The following is a 23,251-nucleotide window of genomic DNA, read 5'->3' as shown; positions in this document are numbered from 1 at the left end:
ATGGCAGAGAAGATCATTGGAAGACCGGCAGCGATCTATGAAGAGTTCTCAAGAAAGGGAGGAGCTGCACCGAGTGCAACACACTATTGTCCGGGATGTGGACATGGTATCATTCACAAGCTCATCGGTGAGGCTATGGACGACCTTGGAATTCAGGACAGGTCTGTCATGATAAGCCCAGTTGGGTGTGCTGTATTTGCTTATTACTACTTTGATTGCGGAAACCTTCAGGTAGCACATGGACGTGCACCTGCTGTGGGTACTGGTATGTCAAGGGCACAGGACAACGCGGTGGTCATCTCATATCAGGGCGATGGTGATCTTGCTTCAATTGGTCTTAATGAGACCATGCAGGCTGCGAACCGTGGTGAGAAGATGGCAGTATTCTTCGTGAACAATACTGTTTTCGGAATGACCGGCGGCCAGATGGCACCAACCACACTTATCGGTGAGAAGACCGTCACGTGTCCGGATGGAAGGGACCCAAGGTTTGCCGGATATCCGCTTCACATGTGTGAGATCCTTGATAACCTGAAAGCACCGGTGTTCATCGAGCGTGTATCCATTTCCGATATATCACATATCAGGAAGGCAAGAAAAGCTATTAGAAGAGCTCTTGAGGTGCAGAGGGACGGAAAAGGATATGCATTTGTTGAAGTGCTTTCCACATGTCCTACAAACCTTAAGCAGAATGCACAGCAGAGCACCGATTTCGTGAATGACATGATGGAGAAGGAATTCCCACTCCAGAACTTCAGGGACAGATTCGATGAGGCTGAGCCATTGTGGAGGGATGAAAGCGATTTCTCCAAGTCTGCCATTGATAAGCTTTACAGCCTTGAGGATAATGCTTCACCTGAGGCAGTGCCGGACAAGGATTTCAAGATCGCTTTAGTTAAGATAGCCGGATTCGGTGGTCAGGGTGTTCTGAGCATGGGACTTACCCTTGCACGTGCAGGCTGTCGTGATCAGCGCTATACATCCTGGTATCCGTCATACGGACCTGAACAGCGCGGTGGAACTTCCAATTGTTCTGTGGTTATTTCAGGAGAATCCATCGGCTCACCGGTTGTGTATGAATCAGATGTGCTCATAGCTCTTAATCAGCCATCACTTGAGAAATTCGCAGGCGATGTGAAAAAGGGCGGTGTTATTCTCTATGATTCTACTATAAATGCAGTGGATATTCCAATTCCGGAAGATGTCAGAGCTATTGCAGTTCCTGCTACGCAGATAGCAAAGGATGCAGGTTCTGTTAAAGCAGCTAATACTGTTATGCTTGGTGTGATGATGGAACTGGGAGATACAGGTCTTCCTGAAAAGGTATTCAGAGAAGCTATCGAGGATACCTTTGCAAGCAAACCAAAGCTTATCCCGATGAATCTCGAAGTCCTTGAAGCTTCAGCAAAGTGGGCAAGAGATAATATTAAATAAATCACATTGTATCCGGCACTGTAACCGGATACATTTTATGTTTATACATTTCTTGTTTTGTATTATCTGGAAATTTGCTGAGCTACTGATCTCTTTTATGGTATTTGCAACAGTGGCAATTGCTGTTACCGATCTGGTTCATGATCGGATATTCTTCTCTGTTTTTATTAGACTCCCAGCATCATATTTGTCGGACTTATGACCTTCGTGCATTTTAAGTGGAAGAGCATGGGACATTGAGTTCAGGCTCGATGTACAAAGTGTTAATAACTCAATTTTGACAGTCAAATTTGGGTTACAGACAACAATACAAAGATCAGTTTAGAGTTAATATTTTGACCACTATTTTCCGATTATTAACAAGTAAGAGAAGAAATAATCAATAAATTGCTCACTGAGTATTTAGTTATTTAATGTGAAAATTAAAAAGTTCATTGACATGAATACATAGCAATTGTCAAATTGTTCGTATCCAATTATTGTTTCAAATATAAACTTATAGCATGTATTGTGATAAGTTCCTTTTTTGTATAAATGTAAGTAGTTGATACAACATCTTTATATAGCACACATTACATTGTATCATTGCTTTTAAAGGCAAAAATCACTTTGATTAATTATAGGTCTAGATGGTATATCCTTAACTGTATTTACTATTTTTTCATATATTTACTTCTGGTTATTATCCTTTTAAGCACTTTAAAGGAAGTGAAATATTTGTTCAACAACATGGAATCAACTGCTCCAGTAGAAGCTGGCGAAACATACGACGTGACAATTGAAGATATCGCAAGAGAAGGCGACGGAATCGCAAGAGTAAGCGGTTTTGTAATTTTTGTACCTGAAGCCTCCGTTGGCGACGAAGTAACAATCAAGGTAACAAAAGTAATGAGTAAGTTCGCATTTGGCGAATTAGTTTAATTACTATAATCAATTAAAAACATAATTGGAAGATCAATTATTTGATCTTCCATTTTAATTTTCTTATTAATTTATTATTTTTCTATTGAATATTGCTTTCTATTTTAAATTTAAGTATTTGAGACTCGTCAATTCAGTTGGTCTTGACGTTCATGTTGGTTTCTTGCATAGATAAATCAGAGCAAGTATAGTCATGCTTATGAACTTCAAGAGCCGTTCAGGTTCATTGTTGATCTTGCTTTCAACCACCCTTACATTTATTAACTAATACATGCAATATATTGTATTAATGTTCAAGAAACTTAGAAGATATTTTTCAATTCTAAAAGTTTTTATTCGATATAATTTGTTCAGCTTGCTCTATAGAGAGATACAGAATAATTATGTTTCCAACAAGAAGATCACATGTTCAGTAGATCGGGAAGCACAGAAGAATGCACGCAAGCTCAGACTTGCCTTTGAAGATCTTGGCGTGACATTCATCAAGTTCGGACAGATTATGAGCAAACGTCCTGACCTTATTCCCTTTAGTTATGTGCAGGAGTTATCCCAACTTCAGAACAAGGTCGGGTCAATTTCATTTGAAGAAATGACCGCATCCTTCGAAGGTTTTAATTGCGATTGTCAAACCAAAGATGTGTGTGATATCTCTTCAGGGTCAACCACTTCATTTATTTCGCAATTCGATGAATTTAATAAAAAACCTATTGCAAGCGCTTCTATTGCACAGGTATATGAGGCTGTATTGAACGGTCAAAAAGTAGCAGTTAAAATAGCACGGCCTAATCTGATTGACCTGATAAATGTCGATCTTTCAATCATCAATGATCTGAAGCCACTTTTAGTAAGGATGGGAGGCTTTGGTAGCAACTTTGATATTGATAGTTTTCTTGATGAATTCAAAGAACTTCTGAACAAAGAAGTGGACCTTCGTAATGAAGCTCGTAACATCATGAGATTTGGTGAAATATTTAGATCTTCAAAGGACATTCATATCCCGAACGTACATGAAGCTCTCTGTACAGAGAGCGTTCTTGTAATGGATTACATGGAAGGTGTGCTTGTAAAGGACCTTGATGATAAGAACCAAAAATTGCGTTCAAAGTATGCACATATAATCAGCTCAAGCTATCTGGAACAGGTATATGTACATGGATTTTACCACGCTGATCCGCATTCAGGCAACATCCTGCTTCGAGAGGATGGAATTGCCTTCATTGATTTTGGTGAAGTGGGGATAATTGATTCTGAACTCAAGCGGAATATGTTGAATCTGTTCTATGGCATCTATAAGAAAAATGTGGATATTGCGTTTGAAGCATTTCTTAAAATAGCCAACATCAATAAAGATGACATCGATGTTCATAAGTTCAAGGTCGATCTAGATTCATTGATATCCCTTCAGAATTTCGCACTTGGTGAACGTCAGAATGACAGTTATGCAAATCTGGCACTCAAATATGATCTAGCCCTGCCAAGTGATTTTTCAACTCTTGAGCGTTCCCTGGTACTGGTAGAAGGTGTCTGCCTTGAACTTGACCCTAAATTTAATCTCATCGAAGATGCAAAAACATTGATATCCATGGTCATGATGAAACGGTATTCACCAATTAATGCAGCAGAATATTTCCTTCTGGAGGGCGACAGGTATCTTGAGATCTTCAAGAACCTGCCACAAGGGATCAATGATGTTATCGAGACGATCAGAGGTTATCGTTTTGAGAAACTTGAAGAAAAGACCAAAGAGATCAAACACGATAAAATAATCGATTCTCTCTCAAAATATGTTTTCCTTTCAATAATACTTGTTTCTTCCGCCTATCTAGCAACACAACAGGATACTAATCTGGCAAATCTTGGGATTGTCGGTTTCGTTGTCGCATTGTTCCTGTTCGGGGTATTGTTCCTGAAACATCAGTAAGGAGGTTAACCGATTGAGTGGGGAGTATTTTAACAAAGATATAGAGACCATGGAAAGAGGAGAACTTGATTCCCTCGTTGAAGATAAATTGCGTTACACGATAGATTATGCTGTGAAGCATTCTCCTTTTTACAGAAAATGGTTCGAAAGAAATGGTGTTTCCCCTTCAAGCATTCAAAGTCATGAGGACCTGCTGGAATTGCCACTCGTCTCAGGTGAGCTTATACGAAAGAACCAGCCACCGAAGACCGATGATTTTCAATTCATGAGTGCAGATTGGACTGATATCTACACAATTCATGAGACCAGTGGCACTAGCGGAGTCCCAAAATCGTTTTTCCTCACCTGGCATGATTGGTTACGTTATGCTAAAAAATACGGACGTAGCTTTTGTTCACAGGGATTCGGACCGGGGGACCGGATGGTCATGTGTGCCTCCTATGGAATGAACATAGGTGCAAATACAATGACGCTTGCTGCAAGGGATGTCGGCATGGCGGTCATTCCTGAAGGTAAATGCACTTTCCCCACACGTATCTTTGAAACCTATCGTCCTACCGGTATTGTTGCTAGTGTCTTCAAATTGTTGAGGCTTGCACGCAGGCTTAAGAACGAGGGAATTGATCCGAAAGAGACGAGCATCAATAAATTAATCGTAGGTGGAGAGAGCTTTGCCGACCAGAGTCGTAGTTATCTTGAGGAAGTGTGGGGCTGTCCTGTTTACAATACCTATGGAAGTACTGAAGGAACAATGTGTGGAGAGTGTGTCGAGCAGAATGGCCTCCATGTTCCGGAAGACCTTGTTCATCTTGATGTCTATGACCCATATCGAAAGGAATTCCTCGAGGACGGGGAATGTGGCAGGATAGTATTAACGACCCTTTTAAGTCCCGGGGAAAAGTGTGGCAGCCTCTTGATAAATTATGATACAGAGGACACTACCGTTGTGCATTCCCGTGATAAATGTGCCTGTGGCAGGACCCATATGAGAATTTATGCTCCTGAGCGTGAAGCTGAAAGTCTCTGGGTATCAGGTTCACCTTTTAATCGTGTGGATGTCGAACAGGGTGTTTTCCAGAGGGAGAACATGGATCATCTGACCGGTGAATATGAAGCATTCTTGGATAAAAATAGTGTTGGTAAGGCTGTTCTAAAGGTGAATCTGGAATGTCTTGATGAGAATAACTGCGACAGGGATAGTATTCAGGAGAATTTCCTGAAGGGATTCCTAAATCCATATACAGGCACTTTGAACCTTTATGAGGAAGGGGGTTTGGATGTTGATATTAATTTTGCCGGCATGGGTGAGCTGGAAATATTCAAGTTAAAAGGAAGGCCAAAAAGAGTGGTCGATCGCAGAAAAACCTGACTCCGATAATATCTGATTTACTTTTTGATAAAATGAATAAGAAATGAGATGTAAATTAAAAAATAAGGGGAATAAGCAGATCACATATCTGCATATTCAGCATCATAACCATTTCTATTTACATCTGCATCTGTGAAAGCAAAATAGCCCGACAGGACAAGATTGAGCACAGGTATGAGGAAGAGTACTCCGAGCCATTTTGAGCGGTTAAGTCTTCCTGCTACTTCACCCCAAAGATAAGCTCCCATAAGGAAATTGACGTAGGGGATGAGGAATATGATGGCATGCCAGAGGGATAATCTTGCTACTCTGAACATAAGGAGTATATTGAGCAAGGGTATCCACGCCATCCAGGCATTTGCAGTTGATGTCTTGATCGCAATTTTCTGTAAACAGAATGAAGTGTAGATATAACCAAGTAGCACAAATATCAGGGCTATTATTGTATAAGTTTCCAAAATGATCACCAAGTATAATTATGTTCAAATTCCATAGGTCTATTTCTAAAAACAACCCAATCGAAATTTAGACAATATCAATACATGGTGTTTTGGATAGTACTTATCGATATATAGTCAAGCTTTACTAATATTTGTGATAATTAAACAGCAAATTGAAAAATGTAGCAGGCTTCTCCTGCCTATTAACATAATATGATATAGTTATCTAATACCATAAGGTACTCTGCAGGGCATTCAAGCTGAATGATATATCAAATTTCAGTTCATATGGAAGTTTTCCCCACAGGCCTATAAGGTTGTCTTCAGTATCAATTATCTCAGCATAGTATCCAATTTCCATCACAGTTTCTTTCTGTCTCACCACTTTACCGCCGGAAATCTTCATGGGCGCATAGACGCGCTCAATGAAGTTCGGTTTATCCCCACATGCATGGGGAACTCGGTGTTGGTTCTTAAAGTGTGATGTGTGTTGGCGGTTTATCCCCACATGCATGGGGAACTCTTTTGATTTGGTGAGCTCCTCGTGTTTGCTTTCGGTTTATCCCCACATGCATGGGGAACTCATGATTACCCAAATCAAGATAATCACCAATACCGGTTTATCCCCACATGCATGGGGAACTCAACAGTATTTGTAGCCAACAATGAACAATTACCGGTTTATCCCCACATGCATGGGGAACTCTTGGCCCATTTGATCTCAGAGAAGGTCAGGGTCGGTTTATCCCCACATGCATGGGGAACTCCGATTGAGTCCGGGCGTATGTGTTTATATCGACGGTTTATCCCCACATGCATGGGGAACTCAGCACCACCGTCATACTTGATATCGCTGATATCGGTTTATCCCCACATGCATGGGGAACTCCCCGCTGAAACTATCGTCGAAGCAGAAGATGACGGTTTATCCCCACATGCATGGGGAACTCTACCCGGACATGCCGAGGGTCAGCTTTTACAGCGGTTTATCCCCACATGCATGGGGAACTCAGAACCTTCCTCTCAAGGACCTAAAACAGGATCGGTTTATCCCCACATGCATGGGGAACTCTAGTGCCGATTCTTTCCGTCACCTCGTTCTCCCGGTTTATCCCCACATGCATGGGGAACTCCCGATACAGTGCGATAGTTTTCGTGATTTTTACGGTTTATCCCCACATGCATGGGGAACTCTTGTGCCACCAGATACGATGCTGTTCATCTGTCGGTTTATCCCCACATGCATGGGGAACTCTCCTGCGTAGGTTCAAGATGTATAGAGTTTGGCGGTTTATCCCCACATGCATGGGGAACTCAATGAAAGAATTCGGATGTTGAAAACGGTTCCCGGTTTATCCCCACATGCATGGGGAACTCGTCTTGTTTGTTACCGGAATATCTTTCACAAACGGTTTATCCCCACATGCATGGGGAACTCTTTACTGTCTGAAGGTTTTAACACTTCTCTATCGGTTTATCCCCACATGCATGGGGAACTCAATAAATACTGGCTGGGTAGATATTTCGGGGGCGGTTTATCCCCACATGCATGGGGAACTCATCATTCCTCAGCTATTCCGTGACAAACTAAGCGGTTTATCCCCACATGCATGGGGAACTCATAAATGGTCGTGATAGTTCATGGTTCTTCACCGGTTTATCCCCACATGCATGGGGAACTCCTAATTCATCTCAAGGTGACGTTGTAATAAAGCGGTTTATCCCCACATGCATGGGGAACTCAATACTGAATAACAACACTGACACAATTTTAACGGTTTATCCCCACATGCATGGGGAACTCTGTTATGAGCGATGCTGGAGAAGAAATCAATACGGTTTATCCCCACATGCATGGGGAACTCAAGTGTATTCCCGTATTGTATTTGATAATTGTCGGTTTATCCCCACATGCATGGGGAACTCTTTTATAAACGCCCAGTCAGAAAACGAATAGTCGGTTTATCCCCACATGCATGGGGAACTCCATTCGTTGGCGCGCTGCATTATATACATCGACGGTTTATCCCCACATGCATGGGGAACTCCAAGGACATATTATCAGGAGAATCTTGTTTAACGGTTTATCCCCACATGCATGGGGAACTCGTGACGGTGTACGACAGTGAGAATGATGTGTACGGTTTATCCCCACATGCATGGGGAACTCGATGGATATATGTACCCAGTTGGCGGTTCTTACGGTTTATCCCCACATGCATGGGGAACTCACAGCTCTTATATCAAAGAGAGCTGAAAAGGCCGGTTTATCCCCACATGCATGGGGAACTCGACAGATGTTCTGATTTTTTTATTACTGCTACCGGTTTATCCCCACATGCATGGGGAACTCGACAAACACAACAAGGAACAATAGACGATTGGCGGTTTATCCCCACATGCATGGGGAACTCATACGCAAGGGGACCCCCGATAAGGACCGTATCGGTTTATCCCCACATGCATGGGGAACTCAATGCCTCAAATAAAGATGCATGGATTGTATTCGGTTTATCCCCACATGCATGGGGAACTCATCGGTATACTGTGAGCTATTCTAATGCGTCACGGTTTATCCCCACATGCATGGGGAACTCCGTGTGCTTTAATAGCTCCTGCCGAATGGTTTCGGTTTATCCCCACATGCATGGGGAACTCGCTGCGTGATGGTAACGTAATCGCGGAGATTACGGTTTATCCCCACATGCATGGGGAACTCACGACCTTTGAAGCTCCAGCTTCAATAAGTGGCGGTTTATCCCCACATGCATGGGGAACTCAGAACTATCCACGCTATCAATGCCTGATACAACGGTTTATCCCCACATGCATGGGGAACTCAAAGCAGGGACAAAACGAACAACCGGAATAACCGGTTTATCCCCACATGCATGGGGAACTCCCTATCAAAATATCGCTGCCAATTCTCATAGACGGTTTATCCCCACATGCATGGGGAACTCTTAAAAAGTTGATCCATTTTTAATGAAGGGGTCGGTTTATCCCCACATGCATGGGGAACTCATGGATGCGGTAAGGCAATTAGATTTATTAAGCGGTTTATCCCCACATGCATGGGGAACTCCTGACCGTTGGCATTTTGCACTGATTGGGTCACGGTTTATCCCCACATGCATGGGGAACTCGTCCGGGATCGAAACAGAATGTTAATGATAACCGGTTTATCCCCACATGCATGGGGAACTCTTCGGTCTCGTTTACTTCAATCACCCCATTATCGGTTTATCCCCACATGCATGGGGAACTCACTTAGAAACTGAACGTTTATACTTTGGGGGCCGGTTTATCCCCACATGCATGGGGAACTCTGCTGCTTTGTTTATAGTGATCTCTCTCACTACGGTTTATCCCCACATGCATGGGGAACTCTTAGAGCATGAGATCCAGGAGGTTATCTAATGCGGTTTATCCCCACATGCATGGGGAACTCTAACCATTTGATATATTGAGGGTCCATTCCTGCGGTTTATCCCCACATGCATGGGGAACTCTGTTTGGCCGAAATATGTTAAGATGAAAGAAGCGGTTTATCCCCACATGCATGGGGAACTCATGTTTCCGATGATTACGCCCTGTGCGCCCGCCGGTTTATCCCCACATGCATGGGGAACTCTCATACACTAGAGGACCTGAAAAACTTAGTGTCGGTTTATCCCCACATGCATGGGGAACTCTGCCTATGTGATACAATAGCACCACTGGAGACCGGTTTATCCCCACATGCATGGGGAACTCACCCCTACGGAGAGAACTCAATACAACTGTCCCGGTTTATCCCCACATGCATGGGGAACTCATTCGTTTATGTTGCAGACATGCGAGGGTATTCGGTTTATCCCCACATGCATGGGGAACTCCCATCATCAAACGGGTTTCGGAGTAAGTGTCCCGGTTTATCCCCACATGCATGGGGAACTCTATTCTGCGAGTTTCCTCTTAGTATCCAATGTCGGTTTATCCCCACATGCATGGGGAACTCGTGGTGCTCATTCGAATACAATGATGTACAGTCGGTTTATCCCCACATGCATGGGGAACTCACTACTATCGGTGACATCAATGCCGGAGGAAACGGTTTATCCCCACATGCATGGGGAACTCACAGAATAACATCAGCAATATTGCACTTAGTACGGTTTATCCCCACATGCATGGGGAACTCAAATGGAGTCTTGCATACAATGTCCACACGACCGGTTTATCCCCACATGCATGGGGAACTCATATTTACTCCGAAACCCGTTCGATGACGAGTCGGTTTATCCCCACATGCATGGGGAACTCACCTTTATCTTTTTCAGGTGTAGATAGCCAGTCGGTTTATCCCCACATGCATGGGGAACTCTGTTCCATATATATGGAAACAATACACCAATCACTTACCGGCATCCAAAGACTAAAAACATATTGCAATTATCCTGATGAACGATTGGTGCATTGAAGACTGGATTCATATATCTGGTAAGAAAGATATTAACTTAACCCCATCCATCTCCTTTGGAATGCGTCTATTCTCACCAAATGTTAAAAAATCATACCCTTGTTCGTTTGGACAACTCCACGCTACAACTGCATTTCCATCTTCCAAACCTTTTTCAAGATTCTCCAGAATCATTTCTCTGACCTTTACCGAATAATCCCCCACATAAACACCTGCGCGTACCTCCAGAAGCCAGACAGCAAGTCGACCACGTAATCTGGCAGGTGCGTTCTCAAGCACGATGACCAACATCGCCAATACCTCTTTCATTAGGGATAGCAGGAGGGAGAGTATCCTTTGCTGCAGAAGGTAGATCAATACCACCCGCTGAAAGCATCTCCTCAATACTTGGAATGATCCTTTTCAACAATCGAGTTTGCCTAAATGCATCTCTACAAGCAAGTCTCACGGCTCTTTCATAATTGGTATGTTTCTCAGAGGCGATCCTAAATGCAATGGGAACAACGGTCTCGAACTTGAATATATCAGCAACATCATACACGAAGGAACGTGGCTTACCCGTATGAATGAAACCAACTGCAGGAGAATAGCCTGCAGCAAGAATTGCAGCCTCTGCAACTCCATATATACAGGAAGTTGCAGAACTTAGACATCTGTTCTGAACATCCCCGGCATCCCAGTCATCGACATCATAATTTCGCCCTTTCCACTCAATACCATATTGCTGAGCGAATATCTTATACATCTTCTTAACACGTGCAGCCTCCATACCCCGCATCTGTTCAACACTATAACCCTCAGATACTGGTTCATTGAACCGCATCTCATACATATTACGAACGACCTTAAGCCGAAGTTCCTCATCTAACGCAAGCTTTGCCTGATACAACAAACGATCGGCACGAGCACCCCCTGGCTGCCCTGCGGAATAAAGACGTACTCCTGCCTCTCCTACCCATATAAGCAGACAGCCAACACGAGCAGCAAGAGATATCGCTGCATGTGATACTCTCGTGCCTGGCTCCAGCATCAAACAAGCAATACCACCTACTGGTATCTGTGAACGTATTCCATTCTTATCCACAAGAACAAAAGCACCATCGATTACATCAAGTTCGCCCTTTTCCAGAAACAACAAAGACAATCGTTCCTTAATTGCAACAGGTTTTAACTTTGGAAGCATCCCTGGACCACCTCAACGTAAAGGCCTGACAAGAAGCATACCGCAACCGAACCCTTTTGCAGGTCCAATTCCCTTAAACAAAGCATCTCTGAAAATATCTGGATCAGTAACAGTTAAAGTACCCACAATATCAACAGTGCTGAAGCTAACATGGTGCTTACCTTTTGGTTTGAACAACTTATGGTTCTGATAAGCATCTACACGAATCTGTTCAGCATTGATCGAGAATCCGTTCATGTCACCCTTTCTTAGCAACCACTCAGACCCCTTTCTCTGTACAATGTCTGGCATATTGGGTTCAATATCCCCACCATTTTCCATCTTCAAACGGAACTTTTCATCCATGACTACATCATGTCGGTGTTGTTTATCATTTTCATCTCTTTTTGAAACAATTGGGTTGGCACGAAGAGAAAATGCAAGTTTCTGACCAGACTTCAATATAGGATCATATTGTTTCACATCAATGTCCCAAACATTGAGCTCATCAATTGGTTCATTTTCAGACACTAAATAGAAAGATGGCAAGCTACCCATCGAATCCTGCCGATAGATAAATTTTCTCTTATCATCCTCATTCACTGGAAATAAAGACCACACCAGACGGTGAACATTATGCTCGTTCCCCATATTGCCCCGTATAGCCTTGCTTGACATGGCTTCAGGAAGCAATTTTGCTCGACTCATATACAAAGTTCATCCCTCCAAACTAACCATTGCATAGTACTCATTCCGTTTCGAAAACTGCCACCTTTTACGGCTCAACAGTTTATCATACCTGGATATAGTATGCTCACAGGTCATCGATTCCTTAGGATCATCCCAATAAAGTCTGTAAGGACTCTTCATCTCGATCTTCTTTACAAGTCCTTCCTCTCCAGGATCAACACTCTGCAAAGCTTCCTTTATATTGGAAGCAGACACTATTTTTGGATTGATTGGAAGTGCCAAAGGACATGACTTACGGCCTAGATAAAGACAAAATGAAGGTTCTTTCAAACTGTTGCCGAGAAGCTCCAGAGAATATGGGGGAGTATCTGTCTTACATGACAGTATGACCGTATAAACCCCATCGCAATAATAATCCCTTGTGGAAAGAACCGTGTTAAGCTCCTCTTTTGGAACTGCAAGCTCATCCTTTCTGGTAGCAAATGTCTTTCTGTTCCTGCCTGTTCCAGCAGAAGGCACCTGTGAAGTATGGTAATCACGAAGCAATTTCCCTGCTGAATTAATAAGAGTGCCATAGCTATAAGCATTTGAAAGTTCCAAATGCCTCTCTTCCTCATCCCTACGTATTCCAAGAGCAGCCGCTATCAATCCGAAAATTGCAGACTTCGATGGGTGGTCATAGGTAGGCCTATGCTGACCTACTGCAATATCACCCCATGAAGCCATTGGACCATACAGGCGAAAAATCAAATATTCTTTCACACCGATCAACTCCTGATCGCTTAATTAGTAACGAAATCAAGCATCTTGGTCAAGGTACCTTCACCAGTGTATGCATTCATCTCAGACCTATCCTCACAACATGGACCATAGACCTTCTCCATGTTCTCATTTGTCTGCTTGAGGCCTTCAATTGCATCCTTCAACATGCTTTTCCCTTTAACCGCTTCAAGATAAGCGACAGAAAGCGAACGTGGCTGTTGTTTTCCTTTCTCGATCATCATGTATGATGCGTATGCTCTTGAAGCAAAACTGTTCTGCTTACCCGTAGGTGATACCTTGGCCATTGCTTCGACCAAAGCACGCACAGACTTATCTGCAAGCTCCTTATCCCCGCCGAGATTGCTTTCCAAAAGTTCACGGTCAACACAGATATATGTATAGAAAAGTCCGGATGCAAACTCAGTCTCACCAAGATGCCCTGAACCCATATCCTCTTCACCTCGGTTCAGATCATCCACAGCAGTGAAGAAATCATCCTCTACTGCAACTTTATTTACTGTGATCGCATGGGAAACCTGTACAGCAGCTTCGGTATTGAATTTAGTATTTGATGCAAGCATCCTTCCGAACATAGCGATATCCACAGCAGTATGATCCTTTCTCAAAAGATCGAGGTCATCCTTTGAAGGAGCAGTACCACTGGCAGCTATTTTTGAAACCAGTTCATCGATTGCAGTTATCTCTTCTGGACTGAAGTGTGTCAATTGTTCGATCTCGAGCCCGGTAAGTGAATCCTCAGTGTCTTTTTTGGACTTGCCGAAGACTCCAGCAATCATTTTTGCCCATTCCTTAGCAATCTTCTCTTCTACTAGTTCATTTACCACAGGTGCAGTTACGTTGTCCAGTACATCCTTTAATCTGCTACCTTCTGTCAATGCCTTGAAAATGCTCACACCCATACCTTTGGTACGAATGCCTATGTGGTCCCCAAGAGCTTCTTTGAACACATCTGACGTTCTCCATGCTCTCTTCAAGCTCTGTGAAGACACTCTCAGCCTCTGAGTGTCACCCATTACGGCAGTCTTTGGTCTTCCCAGGTCATCGCGGTTCAAATTCGATGGTGGGTATGAAACGAGTGTGTGTATTTGTATAAATTTTGTCATATTATTATCTCCCCTGAAATTTTAACTATTGTTCCTTGGTGCTTTCTCATAATAACTGAAAGCCCATTGCTTCTTTGTGATATCGTTCCACCAGTACAGACTGTTTGCAAGGTTGCAAATGTTCACATTTCCATCCATGAGTTTGACAACACGAACAATTGAACTGAAAAGTTCTGCCTTTTCTTCGATCTTCAACAGTCTCTTAAAGCGTAATCCACTGACCTGGGAATTAGAACCACCGTTCAGACTTGCCATTTGAGCAGCAAACGATTCTCCACCCTGATTATTTTTAACATGAGCCAATACTCCTGCTATCAATGCAACTGAATCCTTATTTCCAAACCCGATCTTGTTCAGCTCTGACCATAGTCTGTGATAGGTCGGATTGAACACCACTTCTACAACATTGTGGCATCTACGAAGATCTGCTCGATCACCCCTTTCATTTTCCATATTTTTCCACCATGCCATTAGGACCTTGCATGCATCCGAATTTTTCTCCAACGAAGTACTTCCATTTATCACTTCTATTCACCCCTTTTAAATCTCAACGAACATGAATTGAACATCATTTCACTTTTTCTTTTTATCAGGCAAACCTAATGTTTCTCTTATCTTTTTACCTCCGTCTGAGTTGAACTTTCTCAGGTCCTTGTGGGCTAAAGCCGCACGTTCAGGGTCTATGACACTGAATTGCATCGACTGAGAACTATCATCAAAGAGCTTCTCCGAGATTCGGGATAATTCCTTATGCCATTTCATTTTCAGCTCAAGGACCATTGCTTCATCGTTCACAACATCAGTTAATTGATTGAGAATATTGTAAAACTCGGATTCAGTATCATGCCAAAATCTGGAATCGATGAAAGAAAGATCTCCCCTAGGCGTATTATCACCGAACAATGCTTTTTTGACACAGCTTCGGGTGTTGTATGCTATGATTTCAGCAGTTTTTACAAGTCGGGATACGATCTGTTCGTAACTCTGTCTCAACTCATCAGCAACATTGAACAGTGGCATAGTACTTTCATACCAGCAGCGAACTTTCATGTTATCAAAATCGTATCCGAAAGCCCACAATTGCGGTGTATTTTTGAATACATCGCCCAGATCGCTTAGGTCCTTCTGTTTCTGAACAAATCTCTCAAAAGCTAAAGATGAATATAATCCCTTATCCGGATCGTGTTGGACAAGGCCTAACCAATGACGATAAGTTATACCGCCTGGTTGAGGATGTCTTGGTAAGAGCCCATTTTTATTCTCATTATGTGGTGATAACACATGGCACCATCCACCATCATAATTGTATCCATAATTCTTTGTTACATAATTTGAAACCAATTTATCTGACTCGCACCCGCAAACATCACAAGCTCCTTCTATTAGATCATCAAGATCAAGACGTATCCTACGAGGCATTCCCCAATACATTTGTTTTGGATTCACATCCATGGGAGTTGTCATTGCATTTTTCTTTTCACTTGTACGTGTGGGTCCCATCCAGGGATAAATATCACTAATTTCACAATTGTCAACATCACCAAGTCCTTTGAAGTTTTCATCCGAGATAACATTCAACCATATGGTCTGCCATAGGTTACTGCCCAGAACCAAAGTTGTTAACGGACCTCCTCCTCTGAGTGATGTCCTATGCCCCTGTCCTCCTGCAGGTGCATTTAATTGTAAATTGAATAATGCAGTGACACAACATGGCAAGCACATCTGTGTCACAGTATCTCTTTTCTGAAAATGATCGGCATTATGTTTGAGGGTTTGAACACCCGGCATTTCCATGAGTAGAGCATCTACGCGGTTTTTAGCACCTTCTATATGCTCATGGTCCTGCATAAATCTCTCATCATCCCCATCCAGATCAAACACATGAGCCACCTTCTCAAAAGTTTCTAACAACTCTTCCGGTGTAGGTGGACTGATAAAACGTTTTCTCCACTTCCCATCACTTTTTGGAGACATAGTGGTCTGTACAAGTCCTATCAAAAACTGTATCATTGAGCCATTGAAATCAGGACGTGGCTCATCCAGAGAGATAATTGGATTCGATCCAATCTCATCTGTGATCTGCCAGGGAGCTATCATACTCCTTGTGCCATCCTGTCTCTGTACCCATATCCACTTTTCATGGATCAAATTGAATGTCATATTCTCAACTCCTTTTATTTATTGCACATCCTAAGTCCGATCCGTGCATCATATGCAAGATCGACACGATCGTTGTGTTTGTTCTTCGCATTACCTGTCCAATTAACGCCATCATCAGACCCCATAGGGATCAATACACTCCATTTACCCTTATCTCTCATTGAGACCTGTGCCTCTTCTATGCATTTATTCAACTCTTCGCCATGATCATCCACAAATTTAACACGCCCTCCGCTTATGCTTAATTGACTAAGTTCCCATGAAAGATCATCAGGACCTCGCAAAGGAACAAGTTTCTGACCTTCGAACTGTGCAAGGCGTACATTCACAGATTCACCAAGGCGGGTCGGGGTTATGGTATCATCAACCCATTGTGAACCAGAGCGTTCATAACCCTGCAATAGATTCAATGATCGCCAGTTAGCCATCGATCTGTCAGCCATTGCTTCACCCTGTGCCTTTTCATCACGTGCTCTTAGTGGAGCCGGCACAGTTTCATTTGCATTTTCGCCAAAAACATATTCAATAAAAGATCGGCTGTCCTTTGGAATACTGAAACGGCCATGTTCAAAAAGCAAATTAGCAGTAAGCCACAACTTCCCATGGGAAGGATACACATACGCTCCACCTTTGAACATGTCTGAATACCAGTTCTCAGTAACATCCTTTGATAATTCAGGAGCCAATATCCCAAGAAGTGGCCTCCCTCTTTCATCATTTTCACTTATAGAACCCTTCTTATCGCGTGGATGACGCTGTAATCTTCCTGCTCTTTGGAATAGCAGGTCCATAGGCGCAAGATCGCTGACCATATAATCAAAGTCAATGTCCAATGATTGTTCCACGACCTGTGTGGCGATCAGTACCTTTCCCTTACGGCAGTTTCTGTCACTTCTTTTCCCAAAAGTTTCGAGAACGTCATTTTCGATCTTTAAACGGTCTCCCATGGCAAATCTTGCATGGAACAGAAGTACATTGTCATTGCCCAATTCGGATACGATCTTTTCGTAGGCTTCGATGGCATCATCGACGGTATTGCGTATCCAGCAGCAGCATTTCCCTTCCTTTGAACATTTGATCAACTTGTCTTCAACAGATGGTTCATCGTGCAGGAATTCCACATTGACAGTGCGTTCAGTGCCGGGACGTGTTCCTATGGGAGTTTCAGATATCTCGTTTTCAGAAACATGAGTTACAAGTGCATATTCTTCATTGGATGCACTCATAGTCGGACTATCCAGCCCCTTACAAAAATGAGATATTAGTCCTTGACGATGTTTCTGTGGCAATGTAGCAGAAAGAAGGATAGCACTGCCACCAAGGGATACATGAAATTCAAGAAGGCTACAAAGTAACGTATGCATATATGGGTCATAAGCATGAACTTCGTCGACTATGAGCACATTACGTGAGAGACCTAACAGCCTTAACGATTGATGATTGGATTGAAGGATCGCCATCAATGCCTGGTCAATAGTCCCAACACCCACATCTGCAAGCAATGCTTTCTTCCTATTGTCAGCGATCCATGCAGAGCATTGTGCCTGAATAGTCTCATCACCTGAAGATCCATCTCCGTAATAACCATTTTTTGAATTTTGAAAGCCAATCGAGCTTCTAAATGCATCAGACAGATAATTTTGACCATGTGCAAGTACCAAAGATGGTCTTTCGCCTTTGGCATACATCCTTTGATATGAATTACCCAGCCTTTCATACATTGCATTGGATGTAGCCATGGTGGGTAACCCCACAAAAGCTCCCTGTGCAAGTCCTTTAGCCATCAACCGATGTGCTAAACATAACGCAGCTTCTGTTTTTCCACTACCGGTAGCATCTTCCAAAATAAACAATTGTGGACCAGCTGCAACATCACAGTTCGAAACATGCTCTTGCATGGGACTGGGAACAACGATGTCCGGGAACAATTCATCCATGCCAGTTATTGTAGAAGGTGTAGATGGATAGATACCCGCATCTTCCAATGCCTTTTCAGCATTTGGTAAAGCATATTTATCCAAATATTCTTTAAGTGGTATTTCGGAAGAGATATATTCAAAATGCTCTTCAGAGGAACCTATCCAATCACTGACGATGGCAAGACCCGCGATAAGCCATGACGTTCTTTTAAAAGCCAGGATCATATCGTCAATATCATATGCCTGTTCTTCAGAACATGAAGTGAACTCGAATGCATCACTTAATGCATCACTTAGTAGTAACGAAGCTGCTTCTTTTACAAAGGAACTTGCCATTTCAATATCTTCGTCTGTGAAAAGATCACTTGAACTTATAGTGATTCCATTGTGCACATATTCCGGAGGTTTGCCATGATGTCCGGTCACTGAATTCATCCAGGGGCCGATAAGGTCATTCCAATCGAATTTATCATAGATCTCCTTATCCAGGCCAAGCCAATTTTCATCAAATGCAGTTGACCAGATCTCTTTCCAAAGATGTAGTCCCATGCTATCATGGCGTACTGTGTAGCTCTTGTCACTGTCATGATCTCTTAGATCGTTCAACAGCTCTGGCTGAAGGTTTTGAAAACGCTCTGAGAATTTGCCGATGTCATGAACTGCAAGACAAAACGAGATCAACGAAATGGTCTTTTCCTCATCAAGAGAAATTATGTCTGTGAATTTTTGCAATAATAATTTATCTTTTTGCAGAATTGTCCTGCCCGTGGCTGCAACATCCAGACCATGATAAACTAATAAGTGATAATTAGAATTATCATATTCAGTTGCACTTTTTGACTTTCCCCAGTTTCGATACATAATGTTACCCAACCATTATTACATTAAGAATACTATTTAACCTATTTAATAAATTCATATAAAGTGGATCATCGTAGAAGATGTGCTTCATTAATATATATTTATTTATCTATTTCATTTTTAATTTATTTAATGTCATAATAAGAACCATTTGACCATCGTCTCGTTTTTTGACTCCTTTTTGTTATTTCAATGAATTCGCATCACCAATAAATAATTAATAATGATACGCATCTAACACCCGCTTAACACATATCTAACATATAGATGGCACACACTATTGCTAATGTGTGTATTGTGTGTGTATTATGTGTGTTTCATATACTGATGTTAGTTTCATCTTCAGAAGCAAAATGAAGATGAATATACTTAATGAATTGAAAAGTGCAAAGACACCTACTCAAGTGTCCCAGGCAATTGATACTCGAAGATCGAACACGAGTCGAGCCATCCTATAACTCGAAAAAAAAGGATTTGTAATTTGTCTAACTCCAGATGAAATAAGGGGCAGATTCTATAAAATAACCGATTTAGGGGAAAAAGTGTTTCAAAAAATTGAAAATGAACTTATTTAAGTTCCGGATAGGACAATAGGTGGGAAAATGAACTTTGTAGGCGTTGATGGTTGCAAAAGCGGTTGGTTTGCAATTGAACTTAATGAAACCAATAAGTTTAAGATAGAATTATTTGCAAATATTTCTGACCTCTGGCAAAAATACAATGAGAACTCGATCATATTGATCGATATTCCTATTGGATTAAGAGAGAACTATCCAAAAGGTCGTTCATGTGACCTAGAAGCCCGTAAAGTATTAGGAAGTCCACGTCGAAATTCAGTATTTCCGGTCCCATGCAGGCAGGCTATCTATGAGCATACTTATGAATCCGCCTGCACCGTCAATGAAAAGCATTTTGGGAATAAAATATCAATTTTTGCATGGAGAATTGTACCTAAAATAAGAGAAGTTGATGCGTTTCTACTCAAAAATGAATCAGCCAGATCTCAGATACTGGAAATACATCCGGAGTTATGCTTTTGTAACCTTGCCGGCAAACCAATGCATTATTCGAAAAAGAAAAAGGATGGAATTGCAGAACGTTTAGAGGTGCTTAAGCAGGTCTGCCCATCAACAAATGAGATATTTAGTTCCTCTTTATCACGTTACAAACGTAAAGAGGTTGCCAGAGATGATATTTTAGATGCCCTTTCTGCAGCAGTTACAGCAAAACTGGGTCACAAGCATGGATTTACATCGATCCCAGAGAATAGCGAGTTCGATCCAAAGGGCTTACCTATGCAAATGGTTTATTTTAGCAATCGTATGTGATAATATTGATCATGGCATACCGGTTGAAACATACTAGTAAAAGGATAACATAAGCCTTCTATACCAGAGTAACAGCGATATTGAGAAACAATTAATATCAGCTTATGTTCCAGGTCTACTAGGAATAGGCTGAGATGGAAGGAAGCAAATCTTTTCAAAAAGAGGTGTTCGATTACCTCATGAAAAATAAAGAAGTAATGCCGAGGATCACCTTGCGTTATGCTTCTGAAAAAATGCCTGAAAAGATGAGAGTAGAAATTATGAAACGATAATTGCCGTTTGTGGATTCAACCTTGATCTTATTTTTAGCTTACTTCCGGTCAATTCTATTCATTTCTCAGCTAGTTTCCTGCATTCTTCATGCCTGAAACACCCTACCTCATGATCATTGACCATTCCAACCGCCTGCATGAAGGCATAAATTATGGTTGGGCCCACAAAAGAAAATCCTCTTTTCTTTAAATCCTTGCTCATCATTTCAGATAACTCGGTATTTGCAGGCATATCATTTATAGATCTGAAAGAATTCTGTATCGGTTTGCCATCCTCCAGAAATTTCCATATATACTTGCTAAATGATCCAAATTCATCTCTTATTTCTATGAATGATCTGGCATTCTTTATTGAAGAAAGGATCTTCCTTCTGTTCCTTATGATGCCACTGTCCTGCATCAATTTCTCTATCTTCAGATCATCATAGGATGCGACCAAATTGTAATCAAAATCATCGAAGGCCTTTCTATAACCATCCCTTCTTTTCAGAATAGTGCCCCAGCTCAAACCTGCCTGTGCACCTTCGAGTATCAGGAATTCGAAGAGGTTCCTGTCATCATGTACGGGTACACCCCACTGCTTGTCATGGTATTCTATTTCAAGTTCGTTCACATTTGCCCATTCACAGCGAACTTTCATATATCCCAGACAGATATCAAGGCTTTTATAGTTTCTTTTGTAAAATCATACATGGGGTATGAGAGCATATGAAAAGAAGCGCTTTTAACATCCATACATGGAAATATGATCTCTGGTACAACAAGAATTCAGCAGTCTATGCATCTGAACTGGAGGCCATCAGGGAGCTTATGCCATCGAAAATAGCTCACAATAGTATCGAGATCGGAGTTGGCACAGGCAGGTTTGCATCAGAATTGGGAATCACTTACGGACTTGATCCCTCTGCCCGGATGCTGAAAATTGCAGAGTCGCGTAAGGTTGAATGCATAAAAGGAGTTGGTGAGTCACTTCCTTTCAAAGGATCTTCAATGAAACTTGCGTTGATAGTTACAAGTCTCTGTTTTATGGATGCTAAAAAGGTACTGTAGGAGGCATATCGCATGCTTGCTCCGGAAGGATATCTGATCGTTGCTTTTGTTGAAAGGAATAGCCTTCTGGGAGAAGAATACCGCAAGGAAGCATCAGAAAGCAGTTTTTTCAAAAACATTGAATTTCACACCAGAGAAGAAGTCCTGTTGATGTTGAAGGAACACGGATTTGAGGATATGCATATCAGACAAACTCTTTTCAAGCCTCTGACCAAAATATAGGATCTGGAAAAACCGGAGAAGGACTTTGGAAAAGGTTCCTTTGTTACCATAAGGGCAAGAAGTATAAAGTACAAATGAAGACCTTTCTTAAAGGGGTATTATGGGAGGTTTATTATTTTGAACGAAATTGGCAGAGAGTTTATGGATAGAACAAAATTCCAGTATGCAGAAAGATCAGATCAGTCAATGGGCTATCCGCAGCCTCCATTGCAGAAAGGTGCTGGTGGAAGGGAGGTCATTGAGCTTCCTGCGCCGGGAGAAATAAATGTCAAGAAGATAGACCTGAGAGAAGCCATAGAAGGACGTTCCAGCTTTCGAAATTATTCTCAGGAACCGTTCTCTCGGAGAGCTTTCATACCTGCTCTGGTGTACTCAGGGAGTGAGGGAATTAATGGGAAATGCAGCCACGCTGAGGAATGTACCCTCTGCAGGTGCAAGACACTCCCTTGAGACATACCTACTCGTAAACAACGTGGAAGGCCTTGAAGAGGGGATCTACATTTTCCTGCCCATTGAACACAAACTGGCTAAGATAAAAACAGGTTCCTTTGCTGCTAAAAATATTACTGCTGCATGTCTGGACCAGTCCTTCATAAGATCGAGTGCTGTCACGTTCATATGGACAGCGGTGATCTACAGGATGAAGTGGAGGTACGGGGAAAGAGGATACAGGTACATAAACCTGGATGTAGGTCATGTGTGCCAGAATCTTTACCTGAGCGCGCAGTCTATCGACTGTGGGGTATGTGCCATTGGAGCCTTCTTTGATGATGAACTCAATGCTGTGCTGGGAATAGATGGCGAGGATGAATTTGTGATCTAAAATGCCACGGTGGGCAAGAAATGACTCTATCAAAAAAAGAAAAGGCATTGGAAGAACTGATGTAAATGCCAGGTTTCGGGAAGAAATCAGCTGAGCAACTGAGGGACCTGGGGATATATTCTATCTCCCAACTCAAAGGTGAAGATCCCGAGCTGATGTATCTTAAATTAATTGATCTGAGGGGAATGCACATGGACAGATGTGTGCTCTATGGTTTCAGGGAGGCAGTCTACTATGCATCCCACAAGAACCATGACCCTGAACTGCTCAAATGGTGGAACTGGTCCGATAAAAATATGGAAAAAAGAAAGAAAGAAGAAAAGTAATGCTA

The 23,251-nt window shown here is 42.1% G+C and carries 22 protein-coding genes and 1 CRISPR repeat array; of the genes, 11 read left to right on the top strand and 11 right to left on the bottom strand.

Going from position 1 to position 23,251, the window contains the following annotated elements:
- The 4 genes from MBUR_RS03070 (at window position 1) to ftsA (ending at window position 5,645) form a co-directional block, all read left to right on the top strand.
- Complete coding sequence (locus MBUR_RS03070) at window positions 1-1,434, top strand: 2-oxoacid:acceptor oxidoreductase family protein (RefSeq protein WP_011498735.1); 1,434 nt, start codon at window positions 1-3, stop codon at window positions 1,432-1,434.
- A 729-nt stretch (window positions 1,435-2,163) separates the two neighbouring features.
- Window positions 2,164-2,355, top strand: coding sequence for a TRAM domain-containing protein (locus MBUR_RS03065; protein ID WP_048063487.1), 192 nt, complete (start codon window positions 2,164-2,166; stop codon window positions 2,353-2,355).
- A 289-nt stretch (window positions 2,356-2,644) separates the two neighbouring features.
- Window positions 2,645-4,276 carry an ABC1 kinase family protein gene (locus MBUR_RS03060; protein ID WP_048063192.1) on the top strand — a complete coding sequence of 544 codons (1,632 nt, stop codon included), beginning with the start codon at window positions 2,645-2,647 and terminating at the stop codon, window positions 4,274-4,276.
- A 13-nt stretch (window positions 4,277-4,289) separates the two neighbouring features.
- Complete coding sequence (ftsA, locus tag MBUR_RS03055; RefSeq protein WP_011498732.1) at window positions 4,290-5,645, top strand: coenzyme F390 synthetase; 1,356 nt, start codon at window positions 4,290-4,292, stop codon at window positions 5,643-5,645.
- 80 nt (window positions 5,646-5,725) lie between these two features.
- On the opposite strand, the gene MBUR_RS03050 is transcribed toward ftsA, so the two are convergent.
- From MBUR_RS03050 to MBUR_RS03005, 10 genes are all read right to left on the bottom strand, one after another.
- Window positions 5,726-6,103, bottom strand: a complete 378-nt coding sequence (locus MBUR_RS03050; RefSeq protein ID WP_048063191.1) for a DUF5684 domain-containing protein — start codon at window positions 6,101-6,103, stop codon at window positions 5,726-5,728.
- Between the two features lie 208 nt (window positions 6,104-6,311).
- The gene (locus MBUR_RS14095; RefSeq protein ID WP_048063190.1) at window positions 6,312-6,491 is read right to left on the bottom strand and encodes a VOC family protein; all 180 of its coding nucleotides are present in this window, start codon (window positions 6,489-6,491) and stop codon (window positions 6,312-6,314) included.
- Window positions 6,492-6,518: 27 nt separating this feature from the next.
- Window positions 6,519-10,451: a CRISPR direct-repeat array (repeat unit 29 nt; unit sequence CGGTTTATCCCCACATGCATGGGGAACTC).
- 105 nt (window positions 10,452-10,556) lie between these two features.
- Complete coding sequence (gene cas2e, locus MBUR_RS03040; protein WP_011498730.1) at window positions 10,557-10,838, bottom strand: type I-E CRISPR-associated endoribonuclease Cas2e; 282 nt, start codon at window positions 10,836-10,838, stop codon at window positions 10,557-10,559.
- Window positions 10,819-11,730 (bottom strand): type I-E CRISPR-associated endonuclease Cas1e, encoded by a 912-nt coding sequence (cas1e, locus tag MBUR_RS03035; protein ID WP_011498729.1) that lies wholly within the window; start codon window positions 11,728-11,730, stop codon window positions 10,819-10,821. The genes cas2e and cas1e overlap by 20 nt, the downstream gene beginning before the upstream one ends.
- 12 nt (window positions 11,731-11,742) lie before the next feature.
- Entirely contained in the window at window positions 11,743-12,417 is a 675-nt protein-coding gene (gene cas6e / locus MBUR_RS03030) for a type I-E CRISPR-associated protein Cas6/Cse3/CasE (RefSeq protein ID WP_011498728.1), read from the bottom strand.
- 9 nt (window positions 12,418-12,426) lie between these two features.
- Window positions 12,427-13,161: a type I-E CRISPR-associated protein Cas5/CasD gene (cas5e, locus tag MBUR_RS03025; RefSeq protein ID WP_011498727.1), complete on the bottom strand. Its 735-nt coding sequence runs from the start codon at window positions 13,159-13,161 to the stop codon at window positions 12,427-12,429.
- A gap of 20 nt (window positions 13,162-13,181) precedes the next feature.
- The gene (cas7e, locus tag MBUR_RS03020) at window positions 13,182-14,285 is read right to left on the bottom strand and encodes a type I-E CRISPR-associated protein Cas7/Cse4/CasC (RefSeq protein ID WP_011498726.1); all 1,104 of its coding nucleotides are present in this window, start codon (window positions 14,283-14,285) and stop codon (window positions 13,182-13,184) included.
- 21 nt (window positions 14,286-14,306) lie between these two features.
- Window positions 14,307-14,756, bottom strand: coding sequence for a type I-E CRISPR-associated protein Cse2/CasB (gene casB, locus MBUR_RS03015; protein ID WP_052286253.1), 450 nt, complete (start codon window positions 14,754-14,756; stop codon window positions 14,307-14,309).
- Between the two features lie 102 nt (window positions 14,757-14,858).
- Window positions 14,859-16,445, bottom strand: coding sequence for a type I-E CRISPR-associated protein Cse1/CasA (gene casA, locus MBUR_RS03010; protein ID WP_011498724.1), 1,587 nt, complete (start codon window positions 16,443-16,445; stop codon window positions 14,859-14,861).
- 14 nt (window positions 16,446-16,459) lie between these two features.
- Window positions 16,460-19,225, bottom strand: coding sequence for a CRISPR-associated helicase/endonuclease Cas3 (locus tag MBUR_RS03005; RefSeq protein WP_011498723.1), 2,766 nt, complete (start codon window positions 19,223-19,225; stop codon window positions 16,460-16,462).
- Between the two features lie 602 nt (window positions 19,226-19,827).
- Here MBUR_RS03005 and MBUR_RS03000 point away from each other — a divergent pair.
- Window positions 19,828-20,553, top strand: coding sequence for a DUF429 domain-containing protein (locus MBUR_RS03000; RefSeq protein ID WP_011498722.1), 726 nt, complete (start codon window positions 19,828-19,830; stop codon window positions 20,551-20,553).
- 134 nt (window positions 20,554-20,687) lie between these two features.
- A complete protein-coding gene (locus MBUR_RS13770) occupies window positions 20,688-20,825 on the top strand; it encodes a DNA alkylation repair protein (RefSeq protein ID WP_011498721.1) in 138 nt (45 codons plus the stop codon).
- Between the two features lie 58 nt (window positions 20,826-20,883).
- Here the strand turns inward: MBUR_RS13770 and MBUR_RS02995 are convergent, their stop codons facing one another.
- Window positions 20,884-21,465: a DNA-3-methyladenine glycosylase I gene (locus MBUR_RS02995; RefSeq protein ID WP_011498720.1), complete on the bottom strand. Its 582-nt coding sequence runs from the start codon at window positions 21,463-21,465 to the stop codon at window positions 20,884-20,886.
- Window positions 21,466-21,533: 68 nt separating this feature from the next.
- Here MBUR_RS02995 and MBUR_RS13320 point away from each other — a divergent pair, with 68 nt between their 5' ends.
- The 5 genes from MBUR_RS13320 (at window position 21,534) to MBUR_RS02980 (ending at window position 23,246) form a co-directional block, all read left to right on the top strand.
- On the top strand, window positions 21,534-21,875 hold the full coding sequence (locus MBUR_RS13320; RefSeq protein ID WP_083754931.1) for a class I SAM-dependent methyltransferase: 342 nt from the start codon (window positions 21,534-21,536) through the stop codon (window positions 21,873-21,875).
- Between the two features lie 12 nt (window positions 21,876-21,887).
- Window positions 21,888-22,097 carry a hypothetical protein gene (locus tag MBUR_RS13315; RefSeq protein ID WP_083754930.1) on the top strand — a complete coding sequence of 70 codons (210 nt, stop codon included), beginning with the start codon at window positions 21,888-21,890 and terminating at the stop codon, window positions 22,095-22,097.
- A gap of 117 nt (window positions 22,098-22,214) precedes the next feature.
- Window positions 22,215-22,547 carry a hypothetical protein gene (locus tag MBUR_RS14310; RefSeq protein WP_232221998.1) on the top strand — a complete coding sequence of 111 codons (333 nt, stop codon included), beginning with the start codon at window positions 22,215-22,217 and terminating at the stop codon, window positions 22,545-22,547.
- Window positions 22,489-22,920, top strand: a complete 432-nt coding sequence (locus MBUR_RS14305; protein WP_232221989.1) for a SagB/ThcOx family dehydrogenase — start codon at window positions 22,489-22,491, stop codon at window positions 22,918-22,920. Before MBUR_RS14310 ends, MBUR_RS14305 begins: the two co-directional genes overlap by 59 nt.
- Before the next feature lie 65 nt (window positions 22,921-22,985).
- Window positions 22,986-23,246: a helix-hairpin-helix domain-containing protein gene (locus MBUR_RS02980; protein WP_011498719.1), complete on the top strand. Its 261-nt coding sequence runs from the start codon at window positions 22,986-22,988 to the stop codon at window positions 23,244-23,246.
- Window positions 23,247-23,251 lie beyond the last annotated feature (5 nt).

Source organism: Methanococcoides burtonii DSM 6242, assembly GCF_000013725.1.
Taxonomy (GTDB): Archaea; Halobacteriota; Methanosarcinia; order Methanosarcinales; family Methanosarcinaceae; genus Methanococcoides; species Methanococcoides burtonii.
This window is presented reverse-complemented; position numbering and strand designations above follow the sequence as displayed.

Excerpts from the sequence above, each read along its gene's own strand:
- MBUR_RS03070 (WP_011498735.1), top strand. The coding sequence starts at position 1 with ATGGCAGAGAAGATCATTGGAAGACCGGCAGCGATCTATGAAGAGTTC.
- MBUR_RS03065 (WP_048063487.1), top strand. The coding sequence starts at position 2,164 with ATGGAATCAACTGCTCCAGTAGAAGCTGGCGAAACATACGACGTGACA.
- MBUR_RS03060 (WP_048063192.1), top strand. The coding sequence starts at position 2,645 with ATGTTCAAGAAACTTAGAAGATATTTTTCAATTCTAAAAGTTTTTATT.
- MBUR_RS14095 (WP_048063190.1), bottom strand. The coding sequence starts at position 6,491 with ATGAAGATTTCCGGCGGTAAAGTGGTGAGACAGAAAGAAACTGTGATG.
- cas2e (WP_011498730.1), bottom strand. The coding sequence starts at position 10,838 with ATGTTGGTCATCGTGCTTGAGAACGCACCTGCCAGATTACGTGGTCGA.
- cas1e (WP_011498729.1), bottom strand. The coding sequence starts at position 11,730 with ATGCTTCCAAAGTTAAAACCTGTTGCAATTAAGGAACGATTGTCTTTG.
- cas6e (WP_011498728.1), bottom strand. The coding sequence starts at position 12,417 with ATGAGTCGAGCAAAATTGCTTCCTGAAGCCATGTCAAGCAAGGCTATA.
- cas7e (WP_011498726.1), bottom strand. The coding sequence starts at position 14,285 with ATGACAAAATTTATACAAATACACACACTCGTTTCATACCCACCATCG.
- casB (WP_052286253.1), bottom strand. The coding sequence starts at position 14,756 with ATGGCATGGTGGAAAAATATGGAAAATGAAAGGGGTGATCGAGCAGAT.
- casA (WP_011498724.1), bottom strand. The coding sequence starts at position 16,445 with ATGACATTCAATTTGATCCATGAAAAGTGGATATGGGTACAGAGACAG.
- MBUR_RS03005 (WP_011498723.1), bottom strand. The coding sequence starts at position 19,225 with ATGTATCGAAACTGGGGAAAGTCAAAAAGTGCAACTGAATATGATAAT.
- MBUR_RS03000 (WP_011498722.1), top strand. The coding sequence starts at position 19,828 with ATGAACTTTGTAGGCGTTGATGGTTGCAAAAGCGGTTGGTTTGCAATT.
- MBUR_RS13770 (WP_011498721.1), top strand. The coding sequence starts at position 20,688 with ATGGAAGGAAGCAAATCTTTTCAAAAAGAGGTGTTCGATTACCTCATG.
- MBUR_RS02995 (WP_011498720.1), bottom strand. The coding sequence starts at position 21,465 with ATGAAAGTTCGCTGTGAATGGGCAAATGTGAACGAACTTGAAATAGAA.
- MBUR_RS13320 (WP_083754931.1), top strand. The coding sequence starts at position 21,534 with ATGAAAAGAAGCGCTTTTAACATCCATACATGGAAATATGATCTCTGG.
- MBUR_RS13315 (WP_083754930.1), top strand. The coding sequence starts at position 21,888 with ATGCTTGCTCCGGAAGGATATCTGATCGTTGCTTTTGTTGAAAGGAAT.
- MBUR_RS14305 (WP_232221989.1), top strand. The coding sequence starts at position 22,489 with ATGGGAAATGCAGCCACGCTGAGGAATGTACCCTCTGCAGGTGCAAGA.
- MBUR_RS02980 (WP_011498719.1), top strand. The coding sequence starts at position 22,986 with ATGCCAGGTTTCGGGAAGAAATCAGCTGAGCAACTGAGGGACCTGGGG.